Source organism: Geodermatophilus sp. SYSU D00698, from assembly GCF_054050335.1.
In genome coordinates this window covers 304,968-321,796 of the sequence record NZ_JBJGZD010000001.1, presented here as the reverse complement: position 1 = coordinate 321,796, position 16,829 = coordinate 304,968, and the positions used below count along the sequence as shown (strand labels likewise).

Here is a 16,829-nt window from a genome sequence, read left to right as displayed (position 1 = left end):
GTTCCGGCTAGGCGGTTCCGTCCGGCACCGGGTGCAGGTGCGGGCGGGCGCCGGAGAGCATCTCGTTGGCCCGGTCCAGGTCGGCCTCGAAGTCGACCTCGACGGCGGCCCACCGCGAGATGTCCACCGGCCGGAAGCGCACGCCGGCCTCGATGATCGCCGTCTCCATGCCGCGCTCGAAGTAGTCCTGGTCGCCGCAGCCGTCGAGGTGCTCGACCAGCACGGCCTTGTCGGCCGAGGAGACGTAGTTGATGCCCACGGCCTCGCCCAGGCCGCCCTTCACCGTCTTGGACAGCTCGGCGATGTAACCCTCCCCGTCGAGGGTGTACTTGACCTCCTCGTCGGCGACGGTGGAGGTGTCGACGCACACGAAGCTCTCGTCGGCCTGCAGCGTGGGCAGCACGGCCTCCAGCACGGCGGCGTCGAAGACGACGTCGCCGTTGAGCCACAGCACGCCGCCCTCGCGGGTGGTGCGCAGGCCGCGCAGCAGGCTCTTGGAGGTGTTGGTCCGCGCGAAGTGCGGGTTGTAGGCGAAGCGCAGGTCGGGCGCGGCCTGCATGAGCAGCTCGCACTGGAACCCGACGACGGCGGTGACGTCGACGGCGGGGCCGAAGACCTGCGCGAGCGTGTCCAGCTGGCGGTGCAGGATGCTGCGGCCGTCCACCAGCGGGGTCAGCGGCTTGGGCAGCGGGCGCCCCAGCCGGGTGCCCATCCCGGCGGCCAGGATGACCACCTGCGGCGGGAAGGGCTGCGTGCGGGCGGCCGGCCGGACCGTTCCGGTCCTGCGGCCGGGCACTCGGGTCTGCACGAGGTCAGCGATGCGCACTGTCGTCCCCTCCTCGGGTCGAGTCAGCCGCGCCGGCGGGGCCGCCGGGCGGGAAGAACAGGTCGAGGACGCGCCCGGTGGCGTTGCCGTCCTCCAGGGCGGTGTAGGTCTCGCGGAAGGACCGGTAGCGGTCGGCGTGCTCCGCGGTGACGGCGTCCAGGTCGGCGAGCGCGTCGACCAGCTCCCCGCTGGTCGTCACGATCGGCCCGGGCGCGACCTCCTCGAGGTCCACGTAGAAGCCGCGCAGCCGGTCGCGGTACTCGTCGAGGTCGTAGGGGAACAGCAGGATCGGCTTCCCGGTGACCGCGAAGTCGAACATCGTCGACGAGTAGTCGGTGACCAGCACGTCGGCGGCCAGGTACAGGTCGCGGATGTCCGGGTACGACGACACGTCCTGCACCGGCATCCCGTCGATCGACTCGAGCCGGTCGGAGACCATGTTGTGCAGCCGCAGCAGCAGCACGTGGTCCTTGCCGAGCCGGTCGGTGAAGTCCGCGAGGTCGACCGGGAAGTCGAAGTCGCGCTCCCCGGTGCCCTCGAAGACCAGGTCGTCGCGCCAGGTGGGCGTGTAGAGGACGACGCGGGCGTCGTCGTCGATGCCGAGCCCGGCCCGCACCCGCGCGCGCACCGCGTCCCGCTCGGGGCTGGAGAGCAGGTCGTTGCGGGGGTAGCCGGTCTCGTGCACCGGCCCGCGGAAGCCGAAGGCCTGGCGGAACCGGCCGGTGCTGTAGGGGTTGGGGGAGAGCATCGCGTCCCAGCGGGCGATGTCGTGCTCCAGGTAGGCCAGCCGGCCCTCCGGCGCCCAGAGGACGTCGTTGTGGATCCGCTTGAGCGGGGTGCCGTGCCAGGTCTGCAGGTAGAAGGCGTCCGGGCGCTTCTCCCAGTCCAGCGGCACGTGGTCGTTGGACACGACGACGTCGGCGGCCTCGAGCGCGGCGATGCTCTCCGGGCTGCCGAACGGGACGGTCTCGACGTCGGCCGGGAAGGCGGACTCGGCGACCGGCGCGGTCAGCCACGTGTGCGTGACGTCGTCGCCGCGCGCCACCAGCGCCTCGTAGACGGCGCGCGGGCTGTCGGAGAACAGGCCGCGGAAGCTGGTGTAGACGATCCTCATCGACCACCTCCGGTCAGGACGGGCAGCAGCAGGTCGGCGAGCTCCTGCCAGGACGAGACGACGGCGAGCACGCCGGCCTCCCACAGCGCGGCCTCGCGCTCGGCGCGCTCGGCGGGCTGGACGAACAGCAGGTTCCCCACCGTGGGACAACCCGCGCGGACCGCGGAGAGTGCCCCCGGGACGGAGTCCTCCACGGCGAGGCCCTGCCCGGGGGCGATCCCCAGGCGCTCGCAGGCGTACAGGTACACCGCCGGGTCGGGCTTGCTCGTGGGCACCGGCAGCGAGTCCTCGGCGCTGAACCGGGCCGACGGCGGGATCAGCGCGTCCAGGTCCGTGGCGGTGAAGCAGGCGGCGAGCCGGGCCAGCGCGCTGGAGCTCACCGCGGCCAGGCGCAGGTGCGGGGCGAGCGCGCTGAGGGCGGCGTTCGTCGGCCCGTGCGGGCGCAGGTGCTCGCCCAGGTAGGCGGTGACCGCGCGCTTCTCCTCGGCCACCCACGGCTCGACGTCGACCTCGGGGCGGCCGGCCTCGGCGGCCAGCCGGCGCGACGTCGTCCGGAAGTTCATCCCGGTGGTGGCCAGGCGCAGCTCCTCCGGGGTGTACCGGCGCGCGTCGCCGAGCTCGGCGAGGAAGCGGTTGGTGACCTCGGCGGAGGCGACGAAGGCCGGCTCCTCGGAGGGGAACAGGTTGCCGTCGGCGTCGCACAGCAGCGCGGTCAGGCCCGCGACGACGTCGCGGGGGAGGACCGCGGCCGCCCCGCCGGTGCGGGGCGCGGTCACCGGGCGCTCGCGGCGGTGGCGGCGGCGACGGTCTCCCGGACGCCGTCGCACCGGAGCCGGCGCACGGCGTCGGCGAGTTCGTCGGGGAACCCGGGGACCGAGCCGAGGTCGCCGAAGACCGGCTCGTCGGTCAGCAGCAGGCGCGGGTCGTCGCCGCCGGCGCGGGCCAGGGCCTGCAGGTGCAGCCCGCGGTCGTCCTCGATCGGCAGCGACCGGCCGTGCTCGTCGGCCTGCTGCAGGTAGCGGACCCAGCCGGCGAGGGCCAGGGTCAGCAGCGCGTGCGGGCGGTCCTCGGCCAGGGCCTGGCGCAGCGAGGGCAGCAGGTGGTGCGGCAGCTTGGTCGACCCGCGGCGGCACAGCCGGGACAGCCGGTCGGCGATGGCCGGGTTGGCGAAGCGCTGCAGCAGCGTGGCCTTGTACTCGTCGAGGTCGATGCCCTCCGGCACGGGGATCAGCGGGGTGACCTCGTCGTCCATGAGCCGGGCGGCGTACGCGGCGAACACCGGGTCGCCCATGAGCACGTCGATCCGCTCGTGCCCGGCCAGCGTGCCGAGGTAGCCGAGCGCGGAGTGGCTGGCGTTGAGCAGCCGGGTCTTCATCAGCTCGTGGTCGGTGACGTCGCGGACGAACCGGACGCCGACCGCGTCCAGCGGCGGGCGGCCGTTGCAGAAGGAGTCCTCGATCACCCACTGGGAGAACGGCTCGGTGACGACCGGCCAGCGGTCGTCGATCCCGTGCCGGCGGGCGAGCGCCTCGCGCTCCTCGGGCGTCGTCTGCGGGGTGATCCGGTCGACCATGCTGCTGGGGAAGGCGACGCGGTCGGTGATCCACCGGGCGAGGACCTCGTCGCGCAGCGCGGCGAACCCGGTGACGGCGGTGCGGGTGGCGTCGCCGTTGCGGTGCAGGTTGTCGCAGGAGACGACGGTGAACGGCGCCGTGCCGGCCCGGCGGCGGCGGTCGAGGGCCTCGACGAGGAAGCCGAACACGGTGCGCGGGGCGCCGGGGTGCGCGAGGTCGTGCCGGACGTCGTCGTCGGGGGCGAAGACGCCGGTCGTGGGGTCGAGCAGGTACCCGGCGCCGGTGATCGTCATGGTGACCACGCGGGTGCGCGGGTCGCTGAGCCGGTCGAGGACCGCGTCCGGGGCGTCGGGGGCGAACAGGTAGTCGGTGAGGACGCCGACCACCCGGGCCCGCTCACCGTCGGGACTGCGCTCGACCACGGTGTAGAGGTTGTCCTGCGGCGCGAGGGCCTCCCGCAGCCGCCGGGCGCGCAGGCCGACGCCCACGACGCCCCACTCCGCGGAGATCCGCTGCTGGGCGACCTCGTCGAAGTAGGTGAGCTGGTGGGCGCGGGAGAACCCGCCCACGCTCAGGTGCACGACCGACGGGGTCAGCGCCGCCCGGTCGTAGGTGGGGACGGTGAGCCGGGCCCCGTGCTGCTCGAGCGTCGCCGCGGTCAACGGCCGGACGCGGCCGACGGGCAGTGCCGTCGGCTGCGCGGCCGTGCCGGCCCGCGGGAGGTGCCGCGGGAAGCGCTCGGGCTGTGCCATCGAGGCATCGGTCCTTCCTGTCGGTGCTCGGCCGGCGCGCGACCGGCCGCCCCCGCGCGGCACGGGACGATCATGGGACCACGCCGGCCGATCCGGGTGCACCTCCAGGGGCGGAGGGTCGCGGTGGGGCCGTCGTGCGGTGCGTCGCGCCGGTGGGTCGCGACACTGCCCGCGGAGTGTGCTCACGCGGGCACCTGGCGTGGGGGCGTCGGCCCGGCGGTCTCGTCGGACCGGCGCGGGCTGCTCCACGCCGGATGAAGTCATGTCCCCGGGAGGACCCCGTCGTAAACACAGCCGCTCGTGACACAGCGCACACGGCGTGTCACGAGCGGACACGCCGCACTCCGGGTCACGGAGAGGTCACGGTGTGTTTGGATCGACACGACTCGATCGGGCCCGGACGGGCCGCTTCCCACGAGCGAGCGGGGTACGCGCCTTGGCTAGTCACCGGAGTGATGCGGGTCTGCTGACCCGTCCCGTCAGCGGCTCCCTCGCGGCGGTCCCCGGTCCCCGGACCGGCGACTCCTGGACCGCGGCGGACCACCCGGTGTCCCCGCTGCGCGGCTTCCCGCCGGTCCGCCCCGCCGGCGTCCCCGTCCCGCGGTCCGCCGCCGAGGCCGCCGACGACGTCCCCGCGCCGGCCACCACCGCCCTGCCCGTCCCCGCCGCGGCCGCCGAGCCGGCCACCGCGCTCGCCGCCCCGCGCGCCCGCCGTCGCGGCCTGCGCGACCGCCGTCCCCAGCTGCTGCTCGCGGCGCTCGTGGCCGGCGCGATCGGCGCCGGGGTCGTCGGGGTGCCCGGCGGGTCCGGGGCGGAGGGCGGGTCCACGGCGGTGCTCGGCGCGCAGATGGAGCTGGCCACCGGCGAGGAGTCCCTCGAGGTCATGCCGATGGCCTCGATCACCGAGGCGGAGGCGCAGGCGCGCCTGCAGGAGGTCGCGGCCAGCCGCGCGGAGCGGGCCGCGGCCGAGGCCGCCGCCGCGGAGGCCGCCCGCGAGGCGGCACGACCCGAGGCCGTGCTGCCGGTCGACGGTGCGCGGTTCACCAGCGGCTACGGCTCGCGGTGGGGCACCTTCCACTACGGCATCGACCTGGCCGCCCCCATCGGGACGCCGGAGTACGCGGCCATGGACGGCGTCGTCGTCCGGGCCGGTGCGGCCAGCGGTTTCGGCCTGGCCGTCTACGTCCTCCACGAGAACGGCGACGTCACCGTCTACGGCCACATGGAGGAGATCCTCGTCGAGCCCGGCCAGTACGTGGAGGCCGGTGAGACGATCGCGCTGCTGGGCAACCGCGGCCAGTCGACCGGTCCGCACCTGCACTTCGAGGTGCACCAGGGCGGGATGGACGGCCGCAGGATCGACCCGGTGCCGTGGCTGGCCGAGCGCGGGGTCGAGGTCTGACCCGCGACGCGCGGGACGACCCCCCGCCGCGGGGGGCCGTTCCGGACGTCGTATAGTTCTCCGTGGCCCGAGCGAGACCGGGCGGGCCGAGGAACGGGGCTGTGGCGCAGCTGGTAGCGCACCACACTGGCAGTGTGGGGGTCAGGGGTTCGAGTCCCCTCAGCTCCACCCCGATGACCAGGCCGTTCCCCTCCGGGGGAACGGCCTGAGTCGTCTCTGGTCGCCGTCTGCGTGCGCGGCTGGCTGTGGCCCGGCAGTTCCCGCCCAGGAGCAGCGTGGGAGGTCCGGCTCCCGACTCCCCGCGACGGGTAGGCCGGCACCCGGCCGGCTCAGTACGGTGCGCGAGCCGGCTGAGGTCGTGGCGCGGCGGTGACGTCGGCCCCCGACCCGATGCCCTCGGTGTCCGGGGTGAGCGCTGCGACGACGTCCTCCTCGTCCTCGTGGGCGCGCCGGACGGCGGCGTCCAGCAGCCGGCGCTGGCGGTCCAGCGGCCCCTGCCGGTCGGGCGGTGCCACGCTCTCGAGGTCGGCCAGCGCCGCGCACATCTTCCGGGTCACCTGCGGCTCCGACGCCCCGGCCAGGCGGATCTCGTCGAAGGCCAGCCGGACGTAGCCGTCCCAGCTGACGGTCCGTTCGAGCAGGCGCACCACGCCGTCCTCGTCGCGGTGTTCACCGCAGGGCAGGGGGCGAGCGGCGATCTGGCGCAGCAGGTCGTGCAGCCGGTGCAGCGCCTGGACCGTCGTCGTGGGGTCGTTGAACGGCTGTGCGATCGACCGCACGGCGATGTCGACGAGCTTGCGGAAGCCGTAGGCGAGGTCCTCGGTGTGCACGCGCTCCGGGCCCAGCAGGACGTGGCGGGTGACGTCGGTGGCCCGGAGCCGACCGGCCGAGGGGCCGTCGGCGCTCGCCGGCGACCGGGTGCCCGGGTGCACCCGGAACAGGGGCGCGCCGCCGACGACGAAGTCCCCGACGACGGGGACCAGCTCCAGCACGCAGTCCGCCCGCCGGGCCGCGGCGACCAGTGCCGGGCGGTCGACGCGGATCACGTTGCCCGGCTGCACGGCGACCATCTCGTCCGGGCCGCCGGTGACGACGGGCCGCTCCCCGTGCTCGCGGACGATGAACTCGCGGCTCCGGTCGCCGACGAGGTCGATGAGCCCGGCGACGCGCAGGCCCTGGCCGGTGTGGTGCACGAACAGGACGAGCACGACGATGCTGGCGAGCATCAGGAGGTAGCACAGCAGCATCGACAGCCCGGGCACGGTGCCGGTGTCGGAGCCGCGGATCTCGCGGAGGGTCAGCACCGCGACCAGGAAGCTCGCGCCGAACAACCCGATCGCCAGCTGACTCCACCGGTCGGTGAGCAGCGCCCCCACGATGCGGGGCGAGAACTGCCCCATCGCCAGCTGGACCGCGACCAGGGTGACCGTCAGGACGAGGCTGGTCAGCGACACCATGGCGGTGGCGAAGGAGGACAGGATCGTCTGGGCGTCGGACGGCGTCCCCGTCAGCGTCTGCGGGACGAGCCGGTAGCCCGTCGCCCGGTCCACGGCGAGCGTTCCGACGGCGAGGAGGGCGCCCGCAGCGAGGCAGCCCACCGGCAGCAGCCACATGCTGGTGCGGACGAAGCGCTGGATCCGTAGCCGACTCATGCGCTGGAGGCCTGCGGGCCGGCCGCCCGGGTGGACGACTCGTACGCGGTCATGCTCTCCCCTCCGGATGGACGGATGCGCTCGTGCGGACGCGCTCGACCCGGCGACCTCGTGGCGCGCCAGGTCCTCCCATGGAATCGATGCGGACGGGGGAGCACCATCGGCAGAACGCCCGATTCAGGTCCGGCAGGGCGACGGGACCAGGGGCACGTAGAGGCCCTCGCGCTCGGCCCGCACCGCGGCGAGCGTCCTCGTGGGCGCATCGAGTTTGACGAGGACGTGCTCGAGGTGGGCAGCGACGGTGCGCGGGGCCACGACCAGCGCGCGGGCGATCTGCTGGTTGGAACACCCGTCGACCAGCAACCCGAGCACCTCGAGCTCGCGCGGCGTCAGGCCCCGCAGGTCGGTCATGGGGGAGAGGACGACCGTTCCCAGCACGATCGCCGGTGCCTCGCTCGGACTGGCCAGGACGGTCACGCGGACGTGCCCGTCCGGGGCATGGCGTCCTCCGCGGGGCCACAGGAAGGACGCGAACACCCGGCCGTCGTCGATGCACGAGCGCGCGACGGTGACGACGGGCGACCCCTCGGCGAGCAGTGCGTCACCGTCGAGGCCGGGCAGCGGCCGGGTGGCGCTGTCGCGGCACAGCACCGCGCCGGCGGTCGCCCCCCGCACCACCCGTGTTGCCGCGGCCAGCGAGCGCAACGGGTCCGACCCGCGCGCCAGGACGGGCGCCAGGTGGTGCAGTCGACGCCGCAGGCCCAGAGGGGGCGGCTGCGTGCTGTGGAAGAGCAGCGCCAGGTGTCCGACGTGGCGCCGGCCTCCGTCGAACAGGGCGACGCCCAGGGCCTCGTGGAAGCCGGCGGGGAGGAGGCACTCGGCCCACGTCGGCAGGTCTGCGGCCGGGTAGGGCAGGTCGGACGGGCTCAGCGGCGGGCACGCGGGGTCGGTGTGGGTCACCTCGATGTCGTGCGCCGTGGTGGGACCGCTCAGGTACTGCACGGTGATCTGGTCGAGGCCGGTACTGGCCGTGCACGTGTAGCTGCTGCTCATCGGATCGGCAGTGGCCAGCCACGCGGCGTCGAACGGCACGAGGCGATGGAGCAGCTCCAGCATCTCCTGCGAACGTTCGGGGAGGGGACTGGCCGAGTGGGCGATCTCGGCCAGTTCGAGGCCCACGGTCTCGTCCATCGGCGCTCCCGGGACCGCCACCTCGGCCATGCACGCTGTCTGTTCAACGGTGCCGACGTCTGCCCCGGGTGCCCGGTTACCGCGAAGCGGGACGGAGTAGTCCCGTTCACGATGACGAAAGAGTCGCAGTGGTCTGAGGTACCGGCTAACGAGGTCACCGACGCGGGTGCACCGCGGAGCAGTAGCGTGGATCATGGAGTTGCGCCAGCTCAGGTACTTCCTGGCGGTGGCCGAGGAAGGGCGCTTCAGCCGTGCGGCGAACCGGCTGCACATCGCCGCACCCTCCCTCTCCCAGCAGATCCAGGCCCTGGAACGAGAGCTGCACGTGCCGCTCTTCGAGCGCACGCCGCAGCGGGTGGAGCTCACGATCGCCGGGCAGGTGCTGGTCGAGCGAGCCAGGGTGATCGTCGCCGAGGTGGAGCGGGCACCAGAGGCGGTGCGCGCCGCTGGTACGGGACGCGAGCGGTTGAGCCTCCGGGTCGCCAACATGGCCGACCTGGTCCTGGACGGTCCGCTCAGCGGGCTGGCCGAGGGCATCGACGGGGTCGAGGTCTCGGTGAGCTCGAGCCGGGGGGACGACGCGCTGGAGGCCGTCCGTCAGGCCCGTGCCGACGCGGCGGTCGTCTGGAGCCGTCGACCGGTGGACCGCGACCTCGACGGCGTCGTCCTCGGCTCGGTGCTGTTCGGCGTCGTCCTGCCGCTGGGGCACCGGGCGGCCGACTCGGCGAGGGTGCCGGTCGCTGCCCTCGCCCGCGAGGTGCTGGTCATGTTCCCGCGCGGACCGTTCGCCGGCATCTGGGACCGCACGGTGGACCACTTCTTCCCCGGTGGCGCCGGTCCCGGCCAGGTCGTCGTCGAACCGAACCTGCTCAACAGTCCCGGGGCCATGCTGCGCGCGGTCGCAGCGGGCGGTGGCATGGCCGCGGGCATCCTGGGCGTCGTCGACGGCATGGGTGTCGACGGGGTCGAGGCCCGGCGTCTCGAGCCCGACCTGCGGCTCGAACTGGAGGCCGTCTGGCGGGCCCCGGCCGGGCAGTCCGTCCGCAAGCTCGTCGACTTCCTGGTGCGATCCGCGCGGGACCCCGGTACCGCCATCGAGGCAGCCGAGCACCTCGGTGGCGGTACCGGGACGTCGACCACGGTGTGAGGACCACCTTCTCGCAGCGCTCCTGCTCGTGCTCGAGGACGTCGTGACCGTGCGGTGCCTCGGCCAGGGGCAGGCGGTGGGTGCTCACCCGGGTGGGGGCGATCTCGCCGCGCTCGATGCGCTCGAGCAGCGGACGCGTGTACCGCTGGACGTGGCACTGCCCGGTCTCCAGGGTCGGGGAGCGGGTCATCCGGGAGCCGGCCGGGAACTCGTCGATGCCCGCCGCACACCCCGATGACCGAGACGATGCCTCCGCTGCGGCGGAGGTGATCGCCTGGCGCAGGGCGTGCGGCCGGTCGGTCCCGGACCGGACGGGCCTGCTCGGCCCGGTCGTGGAGAGCACGTGTGCGGCGCCGTGGGTGGTCTCCATGCCGACGGCGTCGATGCACGTGTCCGGCCCGCGGCCGCCGGTCGGCTCCGTGGGTGTCGCGGTCCCCTCCCGGATCGTGCGGGTGACGGCTGTGTGGAGGTCGACGGCGGTGGTGACGGCGAGGCCGGCCATGGACGCGGCTGTGCGCTGCTGGTCGTGACCGTCGTGGTCGCGGAGCGCCCGCGTCATCAGGGAGACGTCCAGGGCACGCCGCACACCCGGCCCCACCGCCACCCGGGGTGCGGGCGGCGGGCGAACAGGCCGGCTGCGGCGGCCAGTGCGCGAACGCCGACCAGTTCGGTGACCACGCGCTGCCGTGGGGCGCCACCGACGCCGGTACTCCGTGCGGAGTCCGCTGGTCTGGTCACCTGCGGGAGGCCGAGCGCGGCGCTGGCCACACCGAGCCCGCGAGTCAGCGGGTCGTGTCCCGGGGACGGCTCCGTGGCCGGCCTGCGGGCCGTGGTCGCGGCCTGGATGTCATCGCACCGCCAGGAAGCCCTCGAGGGCACGACATCCCGGGGACCCCGAGCGGCGGCATCGGCGGAACGACCGATGACCCGGCTGCGCGACGGATCGCTCAGGTCGGTCCCGTCGTCCCCGGGGGGATGCGGAACCCGCCGCGCAGAGCGCGCACCGTGGCGGCCGTGAGGTCGCTGGTCCCCAGGGCGACCAGGCTCCGCTCCAGGGAGTCGGCCACGGCGTCCGCGGCCACGTGGAGTGACTGCGCGAGGGCCGGGATGTCGGGGACGCCTTCGACCACGAGGCCCAGGACGCGGAGGTCCAGGACGGTGAGGCCGCGCAGGTCGCCCGGTGCGCTCAGGAGAACCGCGGCGGAGAGGTGGTCGAGGTCCGGGCGGGCGAGGTCGAGCGCGGTGACCCGGATCAGCTGCTCGCCGCCGGTCCCCGGTGCCGGGGCGAGGAACGAGGTGTACGCGCCGCTGACGGCCAGCTCGTCGGCGGCGACCCCGAGGAGCGGTGAACCCGGCGTCAACAGGCGGTCGTCGGGCAGACCTGGCAGCGGCAGGACGTCGCCTCCGTGGGTGAGGACGACACCGGCGCCGGCGTTCCCGACGATCCGGGAGGTCTCGGCCATGTCCCGGGTCCGGTCCAGGTCGTCGGCGATCACCGTGGTGACGGCCGCGACGACCCTCCGGTCAGCCCGGCCCGGCCGCGACGGATCGGCGGAGAGCAGGCTGAGGAAGCCGATGTGCCGGCCGTCCGTCGTGAACAGCGGGGCCGCCAGGCCCTGGCGGAAACCCGCCGGGAGCAGGTGGTCGGCCCACGCGCGGACCTCGGACAGGGGGCTCGGGATCTCACTGGCCAGCATCGGCGGACGGTGCCGGTTGAGGCCCAGCAGGTCCACCTCCTCGTCGGCCTCCGGACGGCCGAAGTAGGCGACGAGTGCCTCAACCGGACCGGTGGTGGCCAGCGGGACGTGGGTCTGCCGCTCGGGGTCGCGCACGGCGAGCCAGCCGGCGTCGAAGGGCAGGATCCGCCCGAGCTTCCGCAGGTGCTCGGCAGCCCGTTCCTGCACGGTGGCGGACGATGCGACGACGCCCGCGACCTCCGACCACACCCCCTGGAGCTGCGGTTCTCTCCCGCTCATCACGGCCCACCTCCCCGCACGCGCGGGTGGACGTACTGCTCGAGGCGTTCGGCAGGGTCAGCGGCACGGGTCTGCGTGGGTGCCGGGAGGGCCGGCGGCCACCATCCTGCGCGGAGCACGGCTCACGGACTCCCGTGTGGATCACCGGAGGCGGGCTGCCGCGGCAGTGGGCGGCGGCGGCCGGCTCCGACCCCGTGCAACGTCGCATCCCGGACCCGTGGCCGCTACCACGGTCGCGGACGTCGTCCCGCACGAGATGCAGCCCGGGTCCTCCAGCCCCCCACAGCCGGGCCACGCAGGGCGCGCTGGGCGGCGGCGGCCAAGCCGATGCCGACCACGGCGGCGGCCGACGGTCTCGGCGACCACCGCAGCGCGCCGACGGCCCAGCCGACGGGCGCCTCGCGTTGCCGATCGGACTCACGACTCGGTGCTGTCGTCGCCGGCTCCGGTGACGCCTTCGCGAAGGCGTCGAGCATCCCCCGGACGAAGGCCGCCATGTCCTGGGGCCCTCTGCTGGTGGTGAGGTTCCCGTCCCGGACGAGCTCCTGATCGAGCCATGTGGCACCCGCGTTCACCAGGTCGTCGCGGATCCCGGGCCAGGAGGTGAGGGTCCGTCCGTCCACGAGGCCCGCCGAGGCGAGCACCCACGGTCCGTGGCAGAGGGTCGCGATGGGCTCGTCGCTCGCGGCGAACGCGCGAACGAGCTCCCGTGCCGGGGCGGACTGCCGGAGGAGGTCGGGATTGATGAACCCACCCGGCAGCAGCAGCCCGTCGTAGTCGCCGGGATCGGCTTCCCCGACCGTCTTGTCCACGCGGACCCGGCTGGCCGGCATGTGCAGGTTCACTCCCCGGATGCGTCCGCGCCGGAGGGACACGACGTCCACCTCGGCGCCGGCCGCCTCCAGAGCTCGCAGGGGAACCACCAGCTCGACCTTCTCGAAGCCGTCGGCCGCCAGGACAGCGATCCTGCGGCCTGTGAGCCTGCGTCGGGTGGGCATGTCGTTCCCCTGTCGCTCGACGGTGAAGCGATGACGGAACCTCCCGGCAGGGAGGCTCGATCGGGGCGCCGCGGAGTCGTCCTGACCTGGCCGGCTGCTCGATCTCCCTGAGGTCGCGGACGACGAGCGAGCCGAGGACGGCACGCAGCACCGTGGGCGCCCGAGCCCATCAGAGCGGGACCGAGGGACGTCGAGCATCGGCAGATCTGCCCATTCCGTACCGCGGGACAGCCGGCGCAGAGTCAGAACCAGGTGGGCAGGAGCCGGCCTGTGGACGCCCGTGGTGCCTCGACGAGCCCCGGGACCTGCGCCCTGAAGAGGGGATCCGATGCGAGCGATGGTGTACCGAGGCCCCTACAAGATCAGGGCCGAGGAGAAGGAACGGCCGGCGATCGAGCACCCCAACGACGCGATCGTCCGGGTCACCCTGGCCGCGATCTGCGGCTCGGACCTGCACCTCTACCACGGGCTGATGCCGGACACCCGGATCGGTCACACCTTCGGCCACGAGATCATCGGTGTGGTCGACGAGGTCGGGTCGTCCGTGCGGAACCTGCAGGTGGGGGACCGGGTGATGGTGCCGTTCAACATCTTCTGCGGCACCTGCTGGTACTGCGCGCGCGGCCTGTACTCCAACTGCCACAACGTCAACCCGAACGCCACCGCCGTCGGCGGCATCTACGGCTACTCGCACACCACCGGGGGCTACGACGGCGGCCAGGCCGAGTACGTGCGGGTGCCGTTCGCCGACGTCGGCCCGTCGAAGATCCCGGACTGGATGCCCGACGAGGACGCGGTCCTGCTGACCGACATGACGGCGACCGGCTACTTCGGAGCGCAGCTCGGCGACATCGTGCAGGGCGACGTCGTCATCGTCCTCGGCGCCGGGCCGGTCGGACTGGTGGCGGCGAAGTCGGCCTGGCTGATGGGGGCCGGCCGGGTGATCGTCATCGACCACCTGGACTACCGGCTGGAGAAGGCGCGCACCTTCGCCCACGCCGAGACCTACAACTTCACCGAGTACGGCGACATCGTCCTGGAGATGAAGAAGGCCACCGACCACCTCGGCGCGGACGTCGCCATCGACTGCGTGGGCGCCGAGGCGGACGGCAACTTCGTCCAGCACGTCACCTCGTCCAAGCTCAAGCTGCAGGGCGGCTCCCCGGTCGCGCTGAACTGGGCGATCGACTCCGTCCGCAAGGGCGCGACCATCTCGGTGATGGGCGCGTACGGCCCGCTCCCGAGCGCCGTCAAGTTCGGCGACGCGATGAACAAGGGGCTGACGATCCACACCAACCAGTGCCCGGTCAAACGGCAGTGGCCCCGGCTGTTCGAGCACGTGCGCAACGGCCACCTGAAGCCCAGCGAGCTGGCCACCCACCGGGTGCCCCTCGAGGACATCGCCGAGGGGTACCACATCTTCTCGGCCAAGCTCGACGGCTGCATCAAGCCCCTCGTCGTCCCGGCCGCGGCGTGAGCACCAGGAGATCCCGATGACCTACACACCGCACAAGCCGCCGATCGCGGAGTCGCCCGAGGAACTGCGCAAGCGCATCCCCGGCTGGGGCGTCGACCTCGACCCCAAGGACCGGCCGTCGGTGCCGAAGCTGCAGTTCCAGGAGGACCTCACCGGCGCGCACTGGGAGTTCCCGGAGCGACAGCCGGAGAGGTATCCGCGGGAACGTTCGGTCGAGCACGGGATGCTCACGCCGGTGTTCGGCACGGCCCAGCCGCCGTCGGGCGTCTCCGGTGTCATCCGCCGTTTCGCCTACCGCTACAGCGAGGGCCGCGCGGCGCACTGGCTGCTGCTCGTCCTCGCCGACCGGGTGGACGCGTGGGAGCACCACCTGAAGTCGCTGCTCACGCTGCACCCGGACAACCCGGTCACCGAGACCGGGGTGAAGGCCGAGTTCACCCACCACGGCCTGCGGTCGCGGGTCGGGCAGCACCGCACGGACCTCAAGCACCAGGTACTCGACCCGGTGCTCGTCGGTGGCCCGTGGATCGCCGCTGCGGGGGCGCTGTACGCCGGTGCCCGGAGCGTGTCGAGGTCGCTGGCGCGCGTCGGGTCCGACGGGCAGCGGCCGGTGCACTGAAGGCGCCTGCGCGGATCGGGGCGACGGCCCCGCAGCCAGCGGCTGCGGGGTCGCCGAGGTCGGACGAGCCCCTCGTCGAGGTCGGACGAGCCCCCTCGTCGTGGGACTCGATGCCGGCCGAGGGATCCACCCTCTCGTCGGCGTCCGCCCGGACGGGGCCTTCACCCGGCTCGGAACCCGAGCCGGCGACGGTGTTCCGGAGGACCGCTCCGGATCGGTCACGTCCGTGGTCGTCGGCGCCTACCGATGCGTTCGGCGGCCTGCCCGGTTCCGGTCTCCTCCAGCTCTGACGCACTCACGACTCCTCCATCCAGGTCGTTCCCCACCGGCGACGACGCGTGGCCCCGGAGCTCGGACGCGAGGACGGATGACCCGACGGTCGACGTCAGGAGCCAGGTGTCGGCCGGTGGGCGGCGGCTCCGCGGGGCCCGGTGCACGGCAGCATCCGCACCGCTGCAGTCAGCACTGCACTGCTCCTCGCCGCCCTGGCGGAGACCGGACACGCCAGACACGCCCGGTGCTCCCGAGCTCGTGGATGCCACCGGGAAAGACCATCGGCAGACCTGCCGGTGTGCGAGCGCGGCTCCACCGGGCCGTGGCCGAGGCGGAGGTCGGTGCCGGCGCTCAGCACCTGCAGGACATCGCTCGGCACGCCGGTCCGGACCTCGCGCGGGCAGGCGCGGCCGTCCACCGTCTGCTGCACAGCGAGCCCGAGTACCTGCACGGGGTCCCGACACCAGCCGCATCGATCCGGGACCGGTGTACGAACCGGCACCCCGCACCCGACCCTGCCCCGGACCGGCGTGCCTCTGGCGGTGCACCTCCCAGGTGGGCGTCGACCCGACCGGGATCGGCATGTCTGCCGATACCGGGCGCCCCGCCGCGCCGGGTGCAATCGAGGTCCCGACCCGAGCCGGGCACGGGACCACCCTGACGAGGAGGCAGCGTGAAGGCAGTCGTGTACGACGGACCCCGCCAGGTCAGCGTCAAGGACGTACCGGACGCGCGGATCGAGCGGCCGACCGACGTCCTGGTGCGGATCACCTCGGCGAACATCTGCGGCTCGGACCTGCACATGTACGAGGGCCGGACCGACTTCGAGACGGGCCGCTGGTTCGGGCACGAGAACCTGGGCCAGGTGGTCGAGGTCGGCGACGGGGTCGACAAGGTGCGGGTGGGGGACTGGGTCGTCCTGCCGTTCAACATCGCCTGCGGGCACTGCAAGAACTGCGAGCGGCAGCTCACGAACTACTGCCTGACCGCGCAGCCGGAGCCGCAGATGGCCGGCGCCGCCTACGGCTTCGCCGACATGGGCCCCTGGGCCGGTGGGCAGGCGGAGCTGCTGCGCGTGCCCTGGGGTGACTTCAACTGCCTGCGGCTGGGTGAGGACGCCGAGCAGCGCCAGACCGACTACGTGATGCTCGCCGACATCTTCCCGACCGGCTACCACGCCACCGAGATGGCCGGCGTGAAGCCCGGCGACCAGACGGTCATCTACGGCGCCGGCCCGGTCGGGCTGATGGCCGCTCTCTCGGCCACCATCCGGGGGGCCGGCAAGGTGATGGTCGTCGACCGGCACCCCGACCGGCTCAAGCTGGCCGAGTCGATCGGCGCGATCGCCATCGACGACTCGAAGGTCGATCCGGTGCAGGCCGTCCTCGACGAGACGATGGGGCTGGGCGCGGACAACGGCTGCGAGTGCGTCGGCTACCAGGCGCACGAGCCCGACGGCCAGGAGCAGGCCAACCTGACGATGAACCGGCTGGTCGCCTCGGTGCGCTTCACCGGGACGATCGGCGCCGTCGGCGTCTACGTGCCGCAGGACCCCGGCGCCAGCGACGAGCTGGCGAAGCAGGGCAAGCTCGCCTTCGACTTCGGCATGTTCTGGTTCAAGGGCCAGCACATCGGCAGCGGCCAGGCGCCGGTCAAGAAGTACAACCGGCAGCTGCGCGACCTCATCGCCGCGGGCAAGGCCGAGCCGTCGTTCATCGTGAGCCACGAGCTGCCGCTGGACCAGGCGCCGGAGGCCTACGAGCACTTCGACGCCCGGGACGAGGGCTGGACCAAGGTCATCCTGCACCCGGCGACGGCGGGGAGCTGA

General features: G+C 73.5%; 13 protein-coding genes and 1 tRNA gene. 6 read left to right on the top strand and 8 right to left on the bottom strand.

What is annotated here, in order from left to right:
• Window positions 1-7: 7 nt before the first annotated feature.
• The 4 genes from ACI8AB_RS01650 to ACI8AB_RS01635 are packed head-to-tail and all read right to left on the bottom strand — an operon-like array spanning window position 8 to window position 4,266.
• Window positions 8-826 carry a phosphocholine cytidylyltransferase family protein gene (locus ACI8AB_RS01650; protein WP_456948706.1) on the bottom strand — a complete coding sequence of 273 codons (819 nt, stop codon included), beginning with the start codon at window positions 824-826 and terminating at the stop codon, window positions 8-10.
• Window positions 813-1,940 (bottom strand): CDP-glycerol glycerophosphotransferase family protein, encoded by a 1,128-nt coding sequence (locus ACI8AB_RS01645; RefSeq protein WP_456948705.1) that lies wholly within the window; start codon window positions 1,938-1,940, stop codon window positions 813-815. The genes ACI8AB_RS01650 and ACI8AB_RS01645 overlap by 14 nt, the downstream gene beginning before the upstream one ends.
• Window positions 1,937-2,716 (bottom strand): HAD family hydrolase, encoded by a 780-nt coding sequence (locus tag ACI8AB_RS01640; RefSeq protein ID WP_456948704.1) that lies wholly within the window; start codon window positions 2,714-2,716, stop codon window positions 1,937-1,939. Before ACI8AB_RS01640 ends, ACI8AB_RS01645 begins: the two co-directional genes overlap by 4 nt.
• Complete coding sequence (locus tag ACI8AB_RS01635) at window positions 2,713-4,266, bottom strand: mannitol dehydrogenase family protein (protein WP_456948703.1); 1,554 nt, start codon at window positions 4,264-4,266, stop codon at window positions 2,713-2,715. The genes ACI8AB_RS01640 and ACI8AB_RS01635 overlap by 4 nt, the downstream gene beginning before the upstream one ends.
• A gap of 547 nt (window positions 4,267-4,813) precedes the next feature.
• Between ACI8AB_RS01635 and ACI8AB_RS01630 the strand changes: the two genes are divergently transcribed.
• Together ACI8AB_RS01630 and ACI8AB_RS01625 are read left to right on the top strand one after the other, a co-directional pair.
• A complete protein-coding gene (locus ACI8AB_RS01630) occupies window positions 4,814-5,668 on the top strand; it encodes a M23 family metallopeptidase (protein WP_456948702.1) in 855 nt (284 codons plus the stop codon).
• Window positions 5,669-5,763: 95 nt separating this feature from the next.
• Window positions 5,764-5,836: transfer RNA gene (locus tag ACI8AB_RS01625), tRNA-Ala, on the top strand.
• A 161-nt stretch (window positions 5,837-5,997) separates the two neighbouring features.
• Here the strand turns inward: ACI8AB_RS01625 and ACI8AB_RS01620 are convergent.
• Both ACI8AB_RS01620 and ACI8AB_RS01615 read right to left on the bottom strand, forming a co-directional pair.
• Window positions 5,998-7,320, bottom strand: a complete 1,323-nt coding sequence (locus ACI8AB_RS01620; protein ID WP_456948701.1) for a DUF2254 domain-containing protein — start codon at window positions 7,318-7,320, stop codon at window positions 5,998-6,000.
• 177 nt (window positions 7,321-7,497) lie between these two features.
• The gene (locus ACI8AB_RS01615) at window positions 7,498-8,511 is read right to left on the bottom strand and encodes a response regulator transcription factor (protein ID WP_456948700.1); all 1,014 of its coding nucleotides are present in this window, start codon (window positions 8,509-8,511) and stop codon (window positions 7,498-7,500) included.
• Window positions 8,512-8,704: 193 nt separating this feature from the next.
• On the opposite strand from ACI8AB_RS01615, the gene ACI8AB_RS01610 reads away from it, so the two are divergent.
• Window positions 8,705-9,658 carry a LysR family transcriptional regulator gene (locus ACI8AB_RS01610; RefSeq protein ID WP_456948699.1) on the top strand — a complete coding sequence of 318 codons (954 nt, stop codon included), beginning with the start codon at window positions 8,705-8,707 and terminating at the stop codon, window positions 9,656-9,658.
• Window positions 9,659-10,605: 947 nt separating this feature from the next.
• On the opposite strand, the gene ACI8AB_RS01605 is transcribed toward ACI8AB_RS01610, so the two are convergent.
• Window positions 10,606-11,634, bottom strand: coding sequence for a hypothetical protein (locus tag ACI8AB_RS01605; RefSeq protein ID WP_456948698.1), 1,029 nt, complete (start codon window positions 11,632-11,634; stop codon window positions 10,606-10,608).
• A 224-nt stretch (window positions 11,635-11,858) separates the two neighbouring features.
• Window positions 11,859-12,632: a type 1 glutamine amidotransferase domain-containing protein gene (locus ACI8AB_RS01600; protein WP_456948697.1), complete on the bottom strand. Its 774-nt coding sequence runs from the start codon at window positions 12,630-12,632 to the stop codon at window positions 11,859-11,861.
• Between the two features lie 337 nt (window positions 12,633-12,969).
• Here ACI8AB_RS01600 and ACI8AB_RS01595 point away from each other — a divergent pair, with 337 nt between their 5' ends.
• The 3 genes from ACI8AB_RS01595 to ACI8AB_RS01585 all read left to right on the top strand — a co-directional run bounded on the left by ACI8AB_RS01595 (window position 12,970) and on the right by ACI8AB_RS01585 (window position 16,829).
• Window positions 12,970-14,109: a zinc-dependent alcohol dehydrogenase gene (locus ACI8AB_RS01595; protein WP_456948696.1), complete on the top strand. Its 1,140-nt coding sequence runs from the start codon at window positions 12,970-12,972 to the stop codon at window positions 14,107-14,109.
• Between the two features lie 16 nt (window positions 14,110-14,125).
• On the top strand, window positions 14,126-14,728 hold the full coding sequence (locus tag ACI8AB_RS01590) for a hypothetical protein (protein WP_456948695.1): 603 nt from the start codon (window positions 14,126-14,128) through the stop codon (window positions 14,726-14,728).
• Between the two features lie 946 nt (window positions 14,729-15,674).
• On the top strand, window positions 15,675-16,829 hold the full coding sequence (locus ACI8AB_RS01585) for a glutathione-independent formaldehyde dehydrogenase (protein ID WP_456948694.1): 1,155 nt from the start codon (window positions 15,675-15,677) through the stop codon (window positions 16,827-16,829).

What these genes read in the sequence shown, in the direction of transcription:
- ACI8AB_RS01595 (WP_456948696.1), top strand. Translation starts at nt 12,970, where the DNA reads ATGGTGTACCGAGGCCCCTACAAGATCAGGGCCGAGGAGAAGGAACGG.
- ACI8AB_RS01620 (WP_456948701.1), bottom strand. Translation starts at nt 7,320, where the DNA reads ATGAGTCGGCTACGGATCCAGCGCTTCGTCCGCACCAGCATGTGGCTG.
- ACI8AB_RS01610 (WP_456948699.1), top strand. Translation starts at nt 8,705, where the DNA reads ATGGAGTTGCGCCAGCTCAGGTACTTCCTGGCGGTGGCCGAGGAAGGG.
- ACI8AB_RS01645 (WP_456948705.1), bottom strand. Translation starts at nt 1,940, where the DNA reads ATGAGGATCGTCTACACCAGCTTCCGCGGCCTGTTCTCCGACAGCCCG.
- ACI8AB_RS01600 (WP_456948697.1), bottom strand. Translation starts at nt 12,632, where the DNA reads ATGCCCACCCGACGCAGGCTCACAGGCCGCAGGATCGCTGTCCTGGCG.
- ACI8AB_RS01605 (WP_456948698.1), bottom strand. Translation starts at nt 11,634, where the DNA reads ATGAGCGGGAGAGAACCGCAGCTCCAGGGGGTGTGGTCGGAGGTCGCG.
- ACI8AB_RS01635 (WP_456948703.1), bottom strand. Translation starts at nt 4,266, where the DNA reads ATGGCACAGCCCGAGCGCTTCCCGCGGCACCTCCCGCGGGCCGGCACG.
- ACI8AB_RS01615 (WP_456948700.1), bottom strand. Translation starts at nt 8,511, where the DNA reads ATGGACGAGACCGTGGGCCTCGAACTGGCCGAGATCGCCCACTCGGCC.
- ACI8AB_RS01590 (WP_456948695.1), top strand. Translation starts at nt 14,126, where the DNA reads ATGACCTACACACCGCACAAGCCGCCGATCGCGGAGTCGCCCGAGGAA.